The 16,241-nt window shown below is 74.5% G+C and carries 13 protein-coding genes and 1 pseudogene; 4 read left to right on the top strand and 10 right to left on the bottom strand.

Annotated elements, in window-relative coordinates; all coding sequences use genetic code 11:
- Nucleotides 1–25 precede the first annotated feature (25 nt).
- The 4 genes from hutI to hutU are packed head-to-tail and all read right to left on the bottom strand — an operon-like array spanning nt 26 to nt 5,472.
- Nucleotides 26–1,201 (bottom strand): imidazolonepropionase, encoded by a 1,176-nt coding sequence (gene hutI / locus ACFV61_RS06735; protein ID WP_380490466.1) that lies wholly within the window; start codon nt 1,199–1,201, stop codon nt 26–28.
- Nucleotides 1,202–1,235: 34 nt separating this feature from the next.
- Nucleotides 1,236–2,615, bottom strand: coding sequence for a formimidoylglutamate deiminase (locus ACFV61_RS06730; protein ID WP_380490464.1), 1,380 nt, complete (start codon nt 2,613–2,615; stop codon nt 1,236–1,238).
- Entirely contained in the window at nt 2,606–3,787 is a 1,182-nt protein-coding gene (locus ACFV61_RS06725; RefSeq protein ID WP_380427762.1) for an allantoate amidohydrolase, read from the bottom strand. Before ACFV61_RS06725 ends, ACFV61_RS06730 begins: the two co-directional genes overlap by 10 nt.
- Nucleotides 3,788–3,804: 17 nt before the next feature.
- Complete coding sequence (gene hutU, locus ACFV61_RS06720; RefSeq protein ID WP_063349093.1) at nt 3,805–5,472, bottom strand: urocanate hydratase; 1,668 nt, start codon at nt 5,470–5,472, stop codon at nt 3,805–3,807.
- A gap of 180 nt (nt 5,473–5,652) precedes the next feature.
- Here hutU and ACFV61_RS06715 point away from each other — a divergent pair, with 180 nt between their 5' ends.
- Nucleotides 5,653–6,225, top strand: a complete 573-nt coding sequence (locus ACFV61_RS06715) for a Uma2 family endonuclease (RefSeq protein WP_380345495.1) — start codon at nt 5,653–5,655, stop codon at nt 6,223–6,225.
- A 1-nt stretch (nt 6,226) separates the two neighbouring features.
- Here ACFV61_RS06715 and ACFV61_RS06710 read toward each other — a convergent pair whose 3' ends face one another.
- Nucleotides 6,227–6,550 (bottom strand): hypothetical protein, encoded by a 324-nt coding sequence (locus ACFV61_RS06710; protein ID WP_063349091.1) that lies wholly within the window; start codon nt 6,548–6,550, stop codon nt 6,227–6,229.
- Nucleotides 6,551–6,609: 59 nt separating this feature from the next.
- Complete coding sequence (locus ACFV61_RS06705; protein WP_363369166.1) at nt 6,610–7,479, bottom strand: MurR/RpiR family transcriptional regulator; 870 nt, start codon at nt 7,477–7,479, stop codon at nt 6,610–6,612.
- Nucleotides 7,480–7,685: 206 nt separating this feature from the next.
- Here ACFV61_RS06705 and ACFV61_RS06700 point away from each other — a divergent pair, with 206 nt between their 5' ends.
- On the top strand, nt 7,686–8,117 hold the full coding sequence (locus ACFV61_RS06700) for a hypothetical protein (protein WP_380490462.1): 432 nt from the start codon (nt 7,686–7,688) through the stop codon (nt 8,115–8,117).
- A gap of 91 nt (nt 8,118–8,208) precedes the next feature.
- Here the strand turns inward: ACFV61_RS06700 and hutH are convergent, their stop codons facing one another.
- Nucleotides 8,209–9,792, bottom strand: a complete 1,584-nt coding sequence (hutH, locus tag ACFV61_RS06695; RefSeq protein ID WP_363369169.1) for a histidine ammonia-lyase — start codon at nt 9,790–9,792, stop codon at nt 8,209–8,211.
- 156 nt (nt 9,793–9,948) lie between these two features.
- Between hutH and fdhD the strand changes: the two genes are divergently transcribed.
- Entirely contained in the window at nt 9,949–10,863 is a 915-nt protein-coding gene (fdhD, locus tag ACFV61_RS06690) for a formate dehydrogenase accessory sulfurtransferase FdhD (protein ID WP_380490461.1), read from the top strand.
- Here the strand turns inward: fdhD and ACFV61_RS06685 are convergent.
- Nucleotides 10,853–12,052: a macrolide family glycosyltransferase gene (locus ACFV61_RS06685; protein ID WP_063349087.1), complete on the bottom strand. Its 1,200-nt coding sequence runs from the start codon at nt 12,050–12,052 to the stop codon at nt 10,853–10,855. The genes fdhD and ACFV61_RS06685 overlap by 11 nt on opposite strands.
- 128 nt (nt 12,053–12,180) lie before the next feature.
- Between ACFV61_RS06685 and ACFV61_RS06680 the strand changes: the two genes are divergently transcribed.
- On the top strand, nt 12,181–12,777 hold the full coding sequence (locus tag ACFV61_RS06680; RefSeq protein ID WP_063349086.1) for a TetR/AcrR family transcriptional regulator: 597 nt from the start codon (nt 12,181–12,183) through the stop codon (nt 12,775–12,777).
- Nucleotides 12,778–13,389: 612 nt separating this feature from the next.
- Here ACFV61_RS06680 and ACFV61_RS06675 read toward each other — a convergent pair.
- Both ACFV61_RS06675 and ACFV61_RS06670 read right to left on the bottom strand, forming a co-directional pair.
- Nucleotides 13,390–14,526, bottom strand: a pseudogene (locus ACFV61_RS06675) (diguanylate cyclase domain-containing protein); the annotation flags it as partial.
- Nucleotides 14,527–14,972: 446 nt separating this feature from the next.
- Complete coding sequence (locus tag ACFV61_RS06670) at nt 14,973–16,097, bottom strand: adenylate/guanylate cyclase domain-containing protein (protein ID WP_063349085.1); 1,125 nt, start codon at nt 16,095–16,097, stop codon at nt 14,973–14,975.
- Nucleotides 16,098–16,241 lie beyond the last annotated feature (144 nt).

Raw genomic sequence — 16,241 nt, 5'->3', positions numbered from 1 at the left:
GGGCGACGTGAAGTGATGCGGCTACTCAGACCTCCCGGACGCCGGCTCGCCAGACCGCCGCCGTCAGTGGCACGCCCGGGCGGTACGCCAGGTGCACGTGCGAGGGCGCGTCCAGCAGCAGCAGGTCCGCCCGGGAGCCGACCGCGACCGTCCCGACGTCGCCGCGCCGCAGGGCGTGCGCGCCGCCTGCCGTGGCCGCCCAGACCGCCTCGTCGGGGGTCATGCCCATCTCGCGCACCGCGACCGCGATGCAGAACGCCATCGAACTGGTGAAGCTGGAGCCCGGGTTGCAGTCGGTGGACAGCGCCACCACCGCGCCCGCGTCCAGCAGCCTGCGCCCGCTCGGGTAGTCGGCCCGCGTCGAGAACTCCGCCCCCGGCAGCAGCGTCGCGACCGTGCCCGAGCCGGCCAGCGCCGCCACGTCCTCGTCGGTCAGGTGGGTGCAGTGGTCCGCCGAGGCGGCGCCCAGCTCGACGGCGAGCTGCACGCCGGGCCCGTACGTGAGCTGGTTGGCGTGCACCCGGGGGGTGAGGCCGCGGGCGATGCCGGCGGTCAGGACCGCCCGCGCCTGGTCGCCGTCGAAGGCGCCCTGCTCGCAGAACACGTCCACCCAGCGGGCGTGCGGGGCGCAGGCGTCCAGCATCTCGCCGGTGACCAGGTCGACGTACCCGGCCGGGTCGTCGGCGTACTCGGGCGCGACCACGTGCGCGCCCAGGTAGGTGGTCTCCGGGGTGTGCCGCGCGGCGATCCGCAGCGCCCGCGCCTCGTCCTCGACCGTCAGCCCGTAGCCGGACTTGCACTCGATCGTGGTGGTGCCCTGCCGCAGCGCCTCCCGGACGAACCCGGCCAGGTTGGCGTCGAGTTCGGCGTCGCTCGCGGCCCGGGTGGCCGCCACCGTGGTGCGGATGCCGCCCGCCGAATACGCCTGCCCGGACATCCGGGCGTTGAACTCAGCCGTACGATCCCCCGCGAACACCAGGTGGGCGTGCGAGTCGACGAAGCCGGGCAGCAGCGCCCGGCCCTCGGCGTCGAAGCGCTCGTCCGCCGCCGGGGCCTGGGCTGCCGGGCCGACCCAGGCAACCGTTCCGCCGTCGATCACCACGGCCGCGTCGGTCAGCACTCCGAGCGGCCCGGTGCCGTGCCCGGGGTCGTTGGTGACCAGGCTGCCGATGCCCGTGATCAAGGTGGTCCTGGTGCTCAAGACAACGCCTTCCGAAGGGAATTGAACAAAGAGGTCAGTGGTCCAGCACGCCGATCGAGTCCCGCAGCGCGCCCGGCACGTCCGCGACGAGCTGGTGCACGCCGTCCCGGACGATCTGCCGGCCGCCGACCACCACGTGCCGCACGTCGGCCGCCGAGGCCGCGAAGACGGCGGTCTCGGCGCCGAGGCGGGGCGGCGGGCCCGCGGTGCGCACCGAGTCCAGGGCGATCACGGTGAAGTCGGCGAGCGCGCCGGCTTCGACCCGCCCCGCCTCCGGCCAGCCGAGCGAGGCGTGCCCGTCCTCGGTGCCGGCCCGCAGCAGGAGGTTGGCCGTCCAGTGCCCGCGGGTGCGGGTGCGCAGCCGCTCGTTCAGCTCCAGGGCGCGGGCCTCCTCGAACGGGTCGATGACGGCGTGGCTGTCGCTGCCCAGGGTGACCGGGCAGCCCGCCGAGGCGAGCCGGCGGGCCGGGCCGATGCCGTCCGCGAGGTCCCGCTCGGTGGTGGGGCACATGCAGATGGTGGTGGAGGTGTCGGTGAGGAGCCGGACGTCCTCGTCGGTGAGGTGGGTGGCGTGCACGGCCGAGGTGCGCGGGCCGAGCACGCCGTGGTCGGCGAGCAGCCGGGTCGGGGTGACGCCGTGCGCGGCGAGGCAGGCGTCGTTCTCGGCGGTCTGCTCGGACAGGTGGACGTGCAGCGGCGCCTCGCGCACCGCCGCCCACTGCGCGACGGTGCCCAACTGCTCGGCCGGGACGGCCCGCACCGAGTGGACGGCGGCGCCGATCCGGGCGTGCTCGCGGGGCTTGAGCGCCTCCGCCCGCACCGCCCAGGCCTCGGCGTCGCCGTCGCTGAACCGCTGCTGCGGCCTGGTCGGCTCGGCGCCGAAGCCGGCGGACAGGTAGCAGGTGTCGAGCAGGGTGATCCGGATGCCGGCCCGGGCGGCGGCCTCGATCAGCGCCTCGCCCATCGCGTTGGGGTCGTCGTAGCGGGCGCCGCCGGGGGCGTGGTGCAGGTAGTGGAACTCGCCGACGGCGGTGACCCCGGCCAGCGCCATCTCGGCGTAGACGGCGGTGGCGAGCGCCAGGTAGCGGTCCGGGTCGAGCGCCCCGGCGAACCGGTACATGGTGTCGCGCCAGGTCCAGAAGGTGCCGGAGCCGACCTGGACGTGGCCGCGCAGCGCCCGGTGGAAGGCGTGCGAGTGGGCGTTCGCCTGGCCCGGCAGCAGCAGCCCGTCGAGGCGGACGGCCCCGGGCGGGCAGGGCCCGCTGTCCGGGGTCACCGCGGTGATCCGGCCGCCGGGGCCGGCGGTGATCAGCACGTTCCGCTCGACCACCGGCCCGTTGGGGTGCGGCAGCCAGGCGTACTGCGCCCAGTACGCCACCGGCTCGGCCCCCGAGGTCAATGGGCTCAGCGACACGCCAGGTCCTCCAGTACGTCGGCGAGGGCGGCGACCCCGGCCAGGCAGTCGGCCTCCTCGGCGTGCTCGGCCGGGGAGTGCGACACCCCGCTGGGGTTGCGCACGAACAGCATGGCGGTCGGGACGGCCGACGCCAGGATCCCGGCGTCGTGTCCGGCACCGGTGGGCAGCACCGGGGCGTCCAGCAGCTTGGCGAGCCGGTCGCGCAGCGGGCCGTCGAAGTCCACCACCGGGGTGTAGGACTCGCGGGTCAGCTCGACCCGGACGCCGTCGCGCCCGCCGCGCTCGGCGGCGGCCTGCTCGATCTCCTCGACCAGCGCGGTGAGCGTCGCCTCGTCGGCGGCCCGGGAGTCCAGCCAGCCGCGCACCAGCGAGGCGATCGCGTTGGTGCCGTTGGGCTCGACCGCGACCTTGCCGAAGGTGGCCAGCGCGCCCGCCTGCCGGGCCTTCTTGCGGGCCGCGAGCACGGTGTTGGCGTACGTCAGCATCGGGTCGCGGCGGTCCTCGATCCGGGTGGTGCCGGCGTGGTTGGCCTCGCCGTGGAAGTCGAACCGCCAGCGGCCGTGCGGCCAGATCGCGCTGGCCACGCCGACCGGCCGGTCCTCGGCGAGGAGGCGGCCCTGCTCGACGTGGAGTTCGACGAAGGCGCCGATCCGGGCCAGCCGGTCGTCGTCCGCGCCGATCGCGCCCGGGTCGTAGCCGGCCCGCTCCATCGCGTCGGGCAGCCGGACGCCGTCGGCGTCGCGCAGCTCGTACGCGGCCTCGCGGGAGAGCACGCCGGCGGACAGCCGGGAGCCGATGCAGGCCACGCCGAACCGGGCGCCCTCCTCGTCACCGAAGTTGGTGATCGCCAGCGGTCGGGTGAACTCGGCCCCGCGGCCGCGGAGTTCGTCCAGGGCCGCGAAGGAGGAGACCACGCCGAGCGGGCCGTCGAAGGCGCCGCCGTCCGGGACGGAGTCCAGGTGCGAGCCGGTGACGACCGCCCCGCCCGCGTTCGGATCGCCCAGCCAGGCCCACTGGTTGCCGTTGCGGTCCAGCTCGTAGGCGAGGCCGCGGTCACGGGCCTGCTGCTCGAACCAGGCGCGGCACTCGGCGTCGGCGGAGTTCCAGGCGAAGCGGCGGTAGCCGCCGGAGGCGGCGGAGCGGCCCACGGGGAGCAGCTCCGCCCACATCTCTTCGAACGAGGACGTCACAGCTCACCCATCGGGACGCGCACCCCGCGCTCGGCGGCGACCTCGGTGGCCCGGTCGTAGCCGGCGTCCACGTGCCGGATCACGCCCATGCCCGGGTCGTTGGTGAGCACCCGGCGGATCTTCTCGCCGGCCAGCGCGGTGCCGTCGGCGACGGTGACCTGGCCGGCGTGGATCGAGCGGCCGATGCCGACGCCGCCGCCGTGGTGGATGGAGACCCAGGACGCGCCGGAGGCCACGTTGACCATGGCGTTGAGCAGCGGCCAGTCGGCGATCGCGTCCGAGCCGTCCAGCATCGCCTCCGTCTCCCGGTACGGGGAGGCGACCGAGCCGCAGTCGAGGTGGTCGCGGCCGATCACGATCGGGGCGGACAGTTCGCCGGAGGCGACCATGTCGTTGAAGCGCTCGCCGGCCTTGTCGCGCTCGCCGTAGCCGAGCCAGCAGATCCGTGCGGGCAGGCCCTGGAAGTGCACCTTCTCCTGGGCCATCTTGATCCAGCGGTGCAGCGACTCGTTCTCCGGGAAGAGGTCGAGGACGGCCTTGTCGGTCTTGTGGATGTCCTGCGGGTCGCCGGACAGCGCCGCCCAGCGGAACGGGCCCTTGCCCTCGCAGAACAGCGGCCGGATGTACGCGGGGACGAACCCTGGGAAGGCGAACGCGCGGTCGTAACCGGCCAGTTGGGCCTCGCCGCGGATCGAGTTGCCGTAGTCGAAGACCTCGGCGCCCGCGTCCTGGAAGCCGACCATCGCCTCGACGTGCCGGGCCATCGACTCGCGGGCCCGCTGGGTGAACTCGGCGGGCTTGGCCGCCGCGTAGTCCGCCATGTCGTCGAAGGCGACGCCCACCGGCAGGTAGGCGAGCGGGTCGTGGGCGCTGGTCTGGTCGGTGACGATGTCGATCGGCGCGTCCATCGCGAGCAGTTGCGGGACCAGCTCGGCGGCGTTGCCCAGCACGCCGATGGACAGCGGCTGCCGCTTGTCGCGGGCGGCGGTGGCCAGCTCCAGCGCGTGCCCGAGGTCCTTGGCCTCGACGTCCAGGTAACGGTGCTCGATCCGGCGGGCGATCCGCGACGGGTCGCAGTCGATGCAGATCGCCACGCCGCCGTTCATGGTGACGGCCAGCGGCTGGGCGCCGCCCATCCCGCCGAGGCCGGCGGTGAGGGTGATGGTGCCTTCCAGCGTGCCGTTGAACCGCTTGTTGGCGACGGCCGAGAAGGTCTCGTAGGTGCCCTGCAGGATGCCCTGGGTGCCGATGTAGATCCACGAGCCGGCGGTCATCTGCCCGTACATGGTGAGCCCGAGGCTCTCCAGCCGGCGGAACTCCTCCCAGTTGGCCCAGTCGCCGACCAGGTTGGAGTTGGCGATCAGCACCCGCGGCGCCCACTCGTGGGTCTGCATGACGCCGACCGGTCGCCCGGACTGGACCAGCATGGTCTCGTCCTGCTTCAGCCCCTCCAGCGTCCGCACCATGGCGTCGAACGAGCGCCAGTCCCGCGCCGCCTTGCCCGTCCCGCCGTACACCACCAGCTTCGACGGGTGCTCGGCGACCTCCGGGTCGAGGTTGTTCATCAGCATCCGCAGGGCCGCCTCCTGCTGCCACCCCTGCGTCGTCAGCCCCGTCCCCCGCGCCGCCCTGACCTCACGCGGCCCACTCGCCTGCTGCACCATGTCCTGGCCTCCCTGCGGATGGATTCATTCAGATTCAGCTCGGCTGAATATATCCAAACAATCAACTCCCGACCAGACCCCGAACCCATCCGATCAGCCCCGCCGCCGACCGACCCGGCGCGCTAGCCTGAACCCGGCGAACACCAGCCACTCGGCCCAGCGACGAGAACGGAGAACACGATGACTGCGATCACCGTGCGGCCCGGCAAACTGCGGGATGTGGCGGAGGAGATCGAGCGGAGCACCGGCCTCCGCGTCCAGATCATCGGAGGAACCCTGGTGATGTCCCCCACTCCTCGCGGCAAGCACGCGGGGACGGTCAAGCGCCTGTCCCGCCAACTCGACGGCAGCCTCCCGGCCGGTCTCGGCGCCTACGAGGTCTCCTCGATCAACATGCCCGACGACGCCGAGGACTACGCGACACCCGACCTGGTCGTCCTGCCGTCCGACTGGGAGGACGACGACGACTGGCTGGCCGACCCGCACGACGTCGAGCTCGCCGTGGAGGTCATCTCCACCTCCGAGCGGGTCAGCCACATCGCGACCAAAACCAGCTGGTACGCGGTCGCGGGCGTGCCGGTCCTCCTCGCGGTCGACCCCCGCAAGGGCGTCTGGACGCTCCGCACCCACCCCCGCGACGGCGAGTACCAGGGCGTGCTGCACGGCAAGTACGGCGAGCCCGTCCCGCTGCCCGCGCCGCTGCCCGCCGAGCTGGACACCTCCGCACTGCCGCTGTACGCACCCCGCGCCTGAGTCAGGCCGCGGCGTCGCCGTCCCAGTCGATGCCGATCTCGGCGAGCCAGCGGCGGTCGGCGGCGTCGGGGGTGGGCGGGGTCGGCGGGCGGGGGATGTTCTGGACCGGGCCGAGACCATACTTCTCGGCGGCCGCGGCGGCGGCGCGGGCGTCGGGTTCGATGACGCCGACGTGCACGGCGGACTCGTCTCCCGGGTCGAGGACGGTCAGTTCGGGATCGGGCAGGCGCCGCAGGGTGACGCGGCGTCCGCAGGTGGGGCAGGACCATTCGTCGACACCCGAGGCCAGGCGGGCGACGAACTTCATCTCGTGGATCACGCGCATGGGCGGCACCCCCTGCTGTAGGGGATGCCCGGGTTCGTGACGGCTACTCCCCGCCGTGTCTACTCCAAAAACAGGCCACGTGCCGCGGCGGACTGCTCGATGGCCTCCAACCTGGCCTCCGCGCCCGGGAGTTCGTCACACATGCGCTGCAACAGCACCCGGCCGAGCATCATCGGCGCGCACGCGGTGTCGAAGACCAGCCCGGTACCGACGGCGGCCGGCAGCATCAGGTCGGAGAGCTTGGCGACCGGCGCGAAGGCGCTGTCGGCGACGGTCAGCACCGTCAGCCCGCACTCGCGGGCCACCGTCAGCGCGTCCATCAGCTCCCGCGGGTAGCGCGGCAGCGCGAAGCAGAGCAGCGCGGTGGCCCCGGCCGCGGCGGCCTGTTCCAGCCGGTCGGCGAGCATGCTGCCGCCCTCGTCGAGGAGGCGGATGTCCGGGTGCACCTTGGCGGCGAAGTAGGCGAAGCCGCGCGCCTGCGCGGAGGCGGCCCGCAGGCCGAGCACCGGCAGTGGGCGGGAGGCGGCGAGCAGCCGGGCGGCGCGGGTGATCGGCTCGGGGTCGGCGAGGAGTTCGGCGAGGTGGCGCAGGTGAGCGATCTCGGCGAGCACGGCCTGCTGGTGCTCGTTGCGCACCGCGTCGTCGGGGGTCTCGGGTGCGGCCGGCTCGCCCGCGCCGAGTTCGCGCAGCTGCTTGCGCAGCGCCGGGTAGCCGTCGTAGCCGAGGGCGACCGCGAAGCGGGTGACGGACGGCTGGCTGACGCCGGCGAGTTCGGCGACCTCGACGCTGGAGAGGAACGGCGCCTCGGTGGCGTGCCGGACCAGCGAGTGCGCGATCCGCCGCTGGGTCGGGGTCAGTCGGTGGCCTTCGAACAGCTGGAGCAGTCGGGCGGAGGGGCCGACCGTGCCGGCCTCGTCGGTGGCGGTCATCAGCGGTACCTCCGGATGCGAGCGATTCGGACGACGACTGTGCAGCAGTGCGTCGCGCCTGGCAAAGACGTCTCGTACGGCGGGACGCCGGGCGAGACGGCCCGAGCGGGTGGGGGCTCGGGGTAACCCTGAATTCTCCCTGAACCCGCCCGGATTCCCCCACCGACGGATGGACCGCGCCCCTGGCACGGGCCCAGGCTGTTCCCATGGACACTCGCCAGGACGACCTGCGGCGCGACCTCGACGCCGCCCTGCACGCTCGCAAGGAACTCGGCAAGGAGTACGAGCCGGAGCTGGTCGACTCGTTCCTGAGCCGCCTGGACGCCCGCCTGGACGCCCGGGTCGAGCGCCGGGTGGCCGAGCGGATGGACGACTACGAGCCCGCGCACCGGCGCCGACCGCACCGCCCGGGGCCGGGGCCGGGGCTCGGCCGGCCCGGCAACCGGTTGGCGGTGATCTCGCTGGCCCTCGGCATCCCGCTCACCGCGATCGCGGCCAGCCCGCAGGGCGGCGGTTTCTTCGGCCTGCTGGTCAGTTGGGCGGGCATCGTCGGGGTCAACTTCGCCGCCGCGTTCGGCAACCGCCGGGACCGGGACGAGCCGCGGTCCCGGTCCCGGTCCCGCGACGACTGGGACTGAGCCCCGCCGCCCGCACCAGCCGTCCCACCGCCCGCACCGGACCCGACGGCCCGTCACGCCGATCGCACCGAACGCACCGGGTCACACCGGGTCAGGCCAGCGGCCCGGTGACCCGCTCCACCGCCCGCACCAGTTCCCCGGAGGCGACCAGCGCGGCCGCGGCCTCCAGGTCCGGCGAGAGGAAGCGGTCGCGGCCGGCGCCGCCGACCCCCGCCTCCCGGGCGGCGGCCATGGCGGCCGTGGTGGCCGGGGCCGTCCGGCCCGCGCCGTCGGCCTGCTGGCGGATCTCCAGGGCGCGGGCGGCGGCGGTGAGTTCGACGGCGAGGATCCGGCCGAGGTTGTCGACGGACTGGCGCAGCTTGCGGGCGGCGGACCAGCCCATCGACACGTGGTCCTCCTGCATCGCGGAGGACGGGATCGAGTCGACCGAGGCCGGGACGGCGAGCCGCTTGTTCTCGCTGACCAGCGCCGCCTGGGTGTACTGGGCGATCATCAGGCCGGAGTCCACGCCGGGGTCGTCGGCCAGGAAGGCCGGCAGGCCGTGCGAGCGGGCCTTGTCGAGCAGCCGGTCGGTGCGGCGCTCGGAGATGGAGCCCAGGTCGGCGGCGGCGATGGCGAGGAAGTCCAGCACGTACGCGACCGGGGCGCCGTGGAAGTTGCCGTTGGACTCCACCCGGCCGTCCGGCAGCACCACCGGGTTGTCGACCGAGGCGGCCAGCTCGCGGGAGGCGACCAGCTGGGCATGGGCGAGGGTGTCCCGGCCGGCGCCGGCCACCTGCGGGGCGCAGCGGATCGAGTAGGCGTCCTGGACCCGCGGCGCGTCGTCCTGGTGGTGGCCGGTGAGGCCGGAGTCCTTGAGGACGGCCAGCATGTTGGCGGCGCTCAGGGCCTGGCCCGGGTGGGGGCGGATCGGGGCGTGCAGTTCGGGGGCGAGCACCTTGTCGGTGCCGAGCAGCGCCTCCAGGGTCATCGCGGCGGTGATGTCGGCGGTGGTGTACAGCCGCTGCAGGTCGGCGATGGCCATCACCAGCATGCCGAGCATGCCGTCGGTGCCGTTGATGAGGGCCAGGCCCTCCTTCTCCAGCAGTTCGACGGGCTCGATGCCGGCGGCGGCGAGCAGTTCGGCGGCAGGCTTCTCCACGCCGTCCGGGCCGGTGGCCACGCCCTCGCCCATCAGGACCAGCGCACAGTGCGACAGCGGCGCGAGGTCGCCGGAGCAGCCGAGCGAGCCGAACTCCCGGACCACCGGGGTGATGCCCGCGTTGAGCAGGGCGGCCATGGTCTGCGCGACCAGCGGGCGCACCCCGGTCCGGCCGGAGGCCAGCGTCTTCATCCGCAGGAAGACGAGTGCCCGGACGACCTCGCGCTCGACGGCCGGTCCCATCCCGGCCGCATGCGAGCGCACCAGCGACCGCTGGAGCTGCGCGCGCAGTTCGGGGCTGATGTGCCGGACGGCGAGCGCGCCGAATCCGGTCGACACGCCGTAGACGGGGCGTGGTTCGGCCGCGAGGGCGTCGATCCGCGCCCGCGCCGTCGCCATCTCGGCGAGCGCGTCGGGGCCTATCTCGACCCGGGCGTTCCCCCGGGCGACGGCCAGCACGTCCTCGGCGCTGACGTCGGCCTTGCCGACCTGGACCAGCGGAGCGTCGGGGGCCACAGCACTGTGCATATCCATATACACCATCACATCAGGTGAATGAAGATATGACAACAGGTGGTCGCCATCCGAAACGGCCACGATCGTACGCCCGTACCGGCCAGCAGGATTTTCACCCGGGCCGCCCCGTACCGCACGCTGGTGCCCACGGACACGCACGGAGGTGGCAGGGCGATGACGCGGGCGACGGCACGGCGCCGGGTGGTGCGGCTGCGGGGGGACGAGCGCGGGGTGCGGCCGGACTCGCTGGCGGCGGAGGAGCCGCTGGAGATCCGGCTCGGCGGCGAGCCGCTGACCGTCACCATGCGCACCCCCGGGCAGGACTTCGACCTGGTGGCCGGGTTCCTGGTCGGCGAGGGGCTGGTGCACACCGCCGAGGAGCTCGCCGCCCTGCGGTACTGCGCCGGGACGGACGAGTCCGGCGCCAACACCTACAACGTCGTCGACGCCACCTTGCGCGGCGCCGCCCGCGCGCTGCCGCTGTCCGCGCACCGCAACCTGCTCACCACCAGCGCCTGCGGCCTGTGCGGCCGGGACACCGTGGACGCCGTCCGCACCCACGTCCGCCACCCGGTGGGCGAGGACCCGCTCACCGTCCCGCCGTCCCTGCTGTACGGCCTGCCGGAGCGGCTGCGGGCCGCCCAGCGCACCTTCGAGTCCACCGGCGGCCTGCACGCGGCCGGCCTGTTCGACGCCGCCACAGGCGACCTGCTCTGCGCCCGCGAGGACGTCGGGCGGCACAACGCGGTGGACAAGGTGGTCGGCTGGGCGCTGCGCGAGGGCAGGCTGCCGCTGACCGGGCACGTCCTTCTGGTCAGCGGCCGGGCCTCGTTCGAGCTGACCCAGAAGGCCGCGCTGGCGGGCGTCCCGCTGCTGGCGGCCGTCTCGGCGCCGTCCTCGCTCGCGGTGGACCTCGCCGAGGAGCTGGGCCTGACCCTGGTCGGCTTCCTGCGCGGGGAGGGCGCGAACGTCTACACCCGGCCGGACCGGATCGCCTCGCCCTCCCCCGCCTCGCCCTCCCCCGCCTCGCCCTCCCCCGACACGCCCTCGACAACGGCGCCCTCCCCCGCCGCGCCGGTCACCCCCTGAGCTCGGCCTCGATCAGGTCCGCCGCGCGGGCGGTGCCGCCCTCGGCCCGGCCGGCGGCGGCCAGCGCCTTCAGCCGCTCGGCCACCGCCGGGTCGTCGACCAGCTCCAGCAGCGCGCCGCGCAGCGCCTGCGGGGTCGCCTGCGCGGTGTCCAGGCGGCGGGCGACGCCGAGCCCCACCAGCGCGTCCGCGTTGGCGAACTGGTCGACGGCCTGCGGCACGGCGATCATCGGCACGCCGTGGTACAGCCCCTCACTGGAGCCGCCCATGCCCGCGTGGGTGACGAAGGCGTCCGCCTGCGCGAGCACCGACAGCTGCGGCACCCACCGGTGCACCTCGACGGTGTCCGGCACCTCGCCCAGGTCGGCCAGGTCGGTGTGCGCGCCGACCTGGAGCACCGTGTGCCAGCCGGGCAGGCCGCCGAAGGCCTGGACGCAGGCCCGGTAGAACGCGGGCTGGTGGGTGAAGGCGGAGCCGAGCGAGACCAGCAGCACCTTCTCCGCGTGCGCCGGCCGCTGCCACTCGCCCTGGTGGGCCCGGTCGCCGAAGCACGGTCCGACGAAGGTGACGCGCCGTTCGTCGACCCGGTCCGCGTTGAGCTGCAGGGCACGCGGGATCAGGGCGACGGACCGCGCCGGGCGACCCTTGAAGGCGTCCACGTCGCGCTCCACCGTCCCGGCCTCGGCCAGCCAGTCGGCGAACCGCCGGTAGTGCTCGGCGCCGCCGGGCCCGCTGCGGATCGCCTCGTACACCTCCGCCATGTCCTGCTCGATGCCCTCCCAGCCGACGTAGGTGGGCGACAGCTGCACCACCGGCACGCCCAGCCGCTCGCCGAGCGCCCGCCCGGCGAAGCCCGCGATGTCGCAGAGCACCAGGTCGGGGCGGTCGTCCGCGAAGGCCTCCAGCAGGACGGGGTACATCGCGAGGGCGTCGTCCAGGAACAGCTCCTGGAGCGCCACCGGGTCCTCCTCCCAGGCGTCCGGGCCGCCGGCGAGCGGCAGCCTCGTCGGGTACGGGACGAAGCGGGCGCCGGTCGACTCGACGGCCCCGGCGAAGGAGGCGTCGTTGACGTAGCTGACCCGGTGGCCCCGGGCGACCAGTTCGGCGATCACGGCGAGGCTGGGGTTGACGTGCCCGTGGGCCGGGATCGAGACCATCAGGATGTGGGCGGGGTGCGCGGAGCGGGTCATGGGGGCCTCCAGGGTCCAGAATGAGACGAGACGGTCCGTCTCGCTGGCGCCGCTCCAGCATGGTCCGGGGTCCGGCGCCGCGTCAAGACGATACGGTCCGTCTCGCCACTTCGCTTAGAATTTCCGCCATGGCCCACAGAACCGCCCCCGACCCGGCCCGCCGCAGCGAACGCTCCCGCGCCGCCGTCCTCACCGCCGCCGCCGAACTCGTCGCCGACGTCGGCTTCGGCAAGCTCACCATCGAGGCGATCGCCGCCCGGGCCGGCGTCGGCAAGCAGACCATCTACCGCTGGTGGCCCTCCAAGGGCGCCGTCGTCTTCGACGCCTTCCTCGCCGCCAACGAGCACGAGGGCAGCCTCGCCCTCCCCGACACCGGCGACCTCGCCGCCGACCTGCGGGCCGTCCTGCGCCCCGCCGCCGACGAGCTCACCGACCCCGCCCTCGACCGCACCTACCGCGCCCTCACCGCCGAACTGCTCAACGACCCGGCCCTGTACGCCGACTACCGCACCCGCCTGCTGGACCCGCTCCTCGACGTCACCCGCGAGCGCCTGCGCAGCGCCCGCGAGGCCGGCCAGCTCGCCCCCGACGCGGACCTCGACCTCGCCCTCGAACTCCTCTACGGCCCGCTCCACTACCGCTGGCTCTACCGGCTCGGCCCGCTCGACCACGCCCACGCCGACCGCCTGGTCGAGGCGGTCCTGCGCGCCCTCGGGCGGGCCTGACCGCACCGGCCGCCCGCCCCGGCCTCACACCACCGGGGGCGAGGCCGCGCCCGCCAGGGCGACGGCCACCAGGGCGCGCATGGCGAAGGCCGCCTGGCCGAGCGGCAGGGTGGCGTCGTCGGCGAAGAGTTCGACGAGCCAGCCGCCGGCCGGGTTCTGGCCGCCGGCGGCGACCATGCCGCGGTAGCCGGAGACGACCAGCATGGCCTCCTCGGCCGGGTCGTTGCCGGCCGCGCCGGCGCGCAGGGCGAAGGCGCCGCCGCGGACGGCGCGGCGGGTCATCGGGTAGTGGCGCAGGTCGAAGACGGCGTCCGGGGCCTCGATCTGGGCCCGCTGGGTCTCGGCGCGGGTGCTGCTGGGGCCCCTGGTCATCCGGTAGACGGCGTGCTGGGCGGTGCGCATGAGGTGGGAACCGGGCGGGACGTAGGAGACCCACCAGCCGACGGCGTCGAGCAGCCGGGCGGAGGCCTCGGCGACGACGACGAGCTTGCCGAGGGTGTCGGCGGGGTGGACGGCCCGGGCGGCGGCGGCCTGGTCGAGGGCCGCGAGGACGGCGGTGAGCAGCTGGCCCGGGTCGGCGCTGTGCGCGGCACCCCGGAAGCGCCGCCGGTCGCCCGCCCCGGCCCGGCCGGGGCGGGCGCCGCGTCCGTCGGCCCGGTGGTGCGGGTCGGCGGCGTCGGCGAGCAGCACGGTGGGGTCGGGCGAGAAGCCGGGGCCGTGGCTGCGCCCGGCGACGACGGGGTGGGCGGCGCGGGCGGCCTTGGCCCGGTACTGGGCGGCGTCGGCGAGCCGGAAGAGCCGGTCGGGGGTGGTGACCGGGCCGATGGAGTCGCCGGTGGAGGCGACGCCGCAGGCGACGCCCTCGCCTTCGGACAGGGCGAGGGCCCGGGCGCAGAGCTCCTCGGCGACGGCGACGACCTCGTCGGCCTTCTGCCCTTCGGCGAGCAGGCAGAACTCGTCGCCGCCGAGGCGGGCGGCGAGGCTGCCGGGGAGTTTGGCCGCGGCGACCGAGAGCTGGTGGGCGAACCGTTCGAGCAGCCGGTCGCCCATCTCGTGGCCGAGCTGGTCGTTGACCCGCTTGAGGCCGTTGACGTCGCAGACGACGAGCGAGACCACGGTGTTGTCCCGGTTGTGCGCCGTGAGGGCGCTCTCCAGCCGGGTGTCGACGGCGCGCCGGTTGGCGAGGCCGGTGAGCGGGTCGGAGAAGGCGAGTTTGCGCAGGTCGGCGAGGCGTTCGGTCTGGGCGAGGCCGGCCGAGATCTGGGCCGCGAGCAGGGTCGCGTAGTCGGCGTCGGCGGCGGCGAACTCGGGCTTGCCGACGCTGCGGGCCAGGTACAGCTCGCCCCAGGCCTGCCCGTGCAGGACGATCGGGGCGACCACGCAGCAGGCGCGGCCGCGCCGGCGCAGCGCCGCGGCGCGTTCCTGGCAGTACGCGCCGGCGGTGGGGTGGGCGTGCCCGGCGTGCGGTTCGGCGTTCTCGGCGGTCTGCAGCCAGGCCCGCGGGAGGCGCCCGGTGGTCCAGCGCTCCTCCAGATAGGTGACGATCTCGGGAAAGTCGGCGACGGGGTAGGACTCGTCCTCGGGCAGTTCCTCCTCGCCGGGCGCGAGCTCCCCGTGGTTGACCAGGACCCGGAGCCGGCCGGATTCGCGGTCCCAGACGGAGACGGCCGCCATGGTCGCCCCGAGCGCCTCGGTGGCGCGGGCGGCGGCGGCCCGGACGGCCTCCAGCGGGGTGAGCGCGCCGGCCATGTCCTGGGCCAGCTCGACCACGGACTGCAGCCGTAGGTCGGGCAGTTGGCCGGCCGGCTGCGGGCCGCCGCAGTCGCAGTCGCAGCCGCGGTCCGTCATGATCGCCTCACTGCTCACCGGCTCGCCTCGCTCCCTGTGCTCGGTCCTGCCGGACCCCCGACGGCGGCCGCACCCACCCGGCCGCTTTCACCAAGACTATGGCGGTTTCGTTCGGTTATGCCCCGTTTGCCGGGGCGGACCCGCAACCGGCCGTACGGGTTTCAACCGTTCGGCACCCCAAGCATCGGGACCGGCCCGGGGCCACGTCCTGGAAAAGGCCGGGGAAGGCCGGAAAGGCCCGGGAAAAGCCGGGAAGGGCACAGGAGAAGACCGGAAGGGGCCCGGAAGAGACCGGGAAGGGTCCGGGAGAGGCGTGAGAAGGGCCCGGGAGGGGCAGGGGCGGAGTCCTACTCCGGCTTCAGCCGCCGCGACAGCAGCCACGGCTCGACCAGCCCGAGCCCGCGCACCGGCCGGCGCCACATCGGCTGCAGGTGGAACCGGTGCCCGGCGTCCAGGCCCGGCACCGGCAGGCCCGAGGCGGGCATCCCGGCGGCGGCCGACAACGCCTCGGCGAGGCCGGGGCCGTCCGCGTCCGGCGGGGCCACGCTGCCGTACTGCTCCAGGGCGGCGGCGAACTCGCCGTCGATCAGCACCGCGTCCTTGGGTGCGATCGAGGTGAGCCGGCTGGCCAGGTTCACGGTGGTGCCGAAGACGTCGCCCATCCGCGAGGTGACCGTGCCGAAGGCCATGCCGACCCGCAGCGCGGGGATGCTCTCGTCCTCGGCGAGGGCCTCGATCAGGCTGAGCGCGATCTCGGCGGCGGTGACCGGGTCCTCGGAGACGTAGAGGATCTCGTCGCCGAGGGTCTTGATGACCCGGCCGCCCTGCCCGGCGATCAGGTCCGAACAGGTGTTCTCGAAGGTCTCGACGAGTTCGCCGAGCTCCTCCTCCTCCAGCCGCCGCGACAGCCGGGTGAAGCCGACCAAGTCGGCGAAGCCCACGGCGAGGCGGCCGCTGGTGATCTCGTTGTCCTCGGCGGCCTGGACCACCCGGCCGGTGACGGCGGCGAGCTGGCGGCGCCAGACGTACACCAGGAACTGCTCCAGCTCCGGCAGCAGCAGCTCGACCAGCGGGTAGGCGACGTCGGCGCGGGTCAGGCCGGGTTCGACGGCCTGGGTGAGGTTCTCCAGGAAGGTGTCCATCTGCCAGCCGGCCAGCCGGGCGGTGGTCTGGCCGGTGGAGCGGGCCACCTGGATCGCCATCGACTCGCTGAGCAGGCCGGACTCGACCAGGCCGGCGAGCCGGCGCAGGGCGATCACGTCGCCGTCGGTGAGGGCCCGGGACTGGCCGATGTCGGGGAAGCCCATGGCCCGCCAGAAGCGGGTCGCCAGCTCCATCGGGACGTCTGCGGCCCGCGCGGCCTGGTACGGGGTGTAGCGGCGTGGCGCGTCCAGGATCAGGCGTTCCAGTTCGAGCGCGACCGTGGGGTCGTGGGTCCCCGATGTCGCGCCGCTGCTGCCGTCCTCTGCCACCGGTCCGTCCCCGTGCGGTCGCCGCACTTGCCTCGTGTCCTGCCTGTCCGGGCGCGCCCGCCACCCGGCGGGCAGTGGCGCGCCTCACACCGCTGCCAGGTGGAATGTTCGCACGGAATCGCGTGATCCGGGGCATCAGCCCGG

This window comes from Kitasatospora sp. NPDC059817 (assembly GCF_042731835.1).
Lineage (GTDB): Bacteria > Actinomycetota > Actinomycetes > Streptomycetales > Streptomycetaceae > Kitasatospora.
Note: the sequence above shows the minus strand (reverse complement) of the source record. Positions and strands in the feature narration are given on the sequence as shown.

Bases quoted from the DNA above. Each gene is read 5' to 3' on its own strand.
- hutU (WP_063349093.1), bottom strand. From the start codon at position 5,472: ATGGTGCAGCAGGCGAGTGGGCCGCGTGAGGTCAGGGCGGCGCGGGGG.
- ACFV61_RS06685 (WP_063349087.1), bottom strand. From the start codon at position 12,052: ATGACCCGCTCCGCGCACCCCGCCCACATCCTGATGGTCTCGATCCCG.
- ACFV61_RS06710 (WP_063349091.1), bottom strand. From the start codon at position 6,550: ATGCGCGTGATCCACGAGATGAAGTTCGTCGCCCGCCTGGCCTCGGGT.
- ACFV61_RS06715 (WP_380345495.1), top strand. From the start codon at position 5,653: ATGACTGCGATCACCGTGCGGCCCGGCAAACTGCGGGATGTGGCGGAG.
- hutH (WP_363369169.1), bottom strand. From the start codon at position 9,792: ATGGATATGCACAGTGCTGTGGCCCCCGACGCTCCGCTGGTCCAGGTC.
- fdhD (WP_380490461.1), top strand. From the start codon at position 9,949: ATGACGCGGGCGACGGCACGGCGCCGGGTGGTGCGGCTGCGGGGGGAC.
- ACFV61_RS06705 (WP_363369166.1), bottom strand. From the start codon at position 7,479: ATGACCGCCACCGACGAGGCCGGCACGGTCGGCCCCTCCGCCCGACTG.
- ACFV61_RS06700 (WP_380490462.1), top strand. From the start codon at position 7,686: ATGGACACTCGCCAGGACGACCTGCGGCGCGACCTCGACGCCGCCCTG.
- ACFV61_RS06725 (WP_380427762.1), bottom strand. From the start codon at position 3,787: ATGTGGGCGGAGCTGCTCCCCGTGGGCCGCTCCGCCGCCTCCGGCGGC.
- ACFV61_RS06680 (WP_063349086.1), top strand. From the start codon at position 12,181: ATGGCCCACAGAACCGCCCCCGACCCGGCCCGCCGCAGCGAACGCTCC.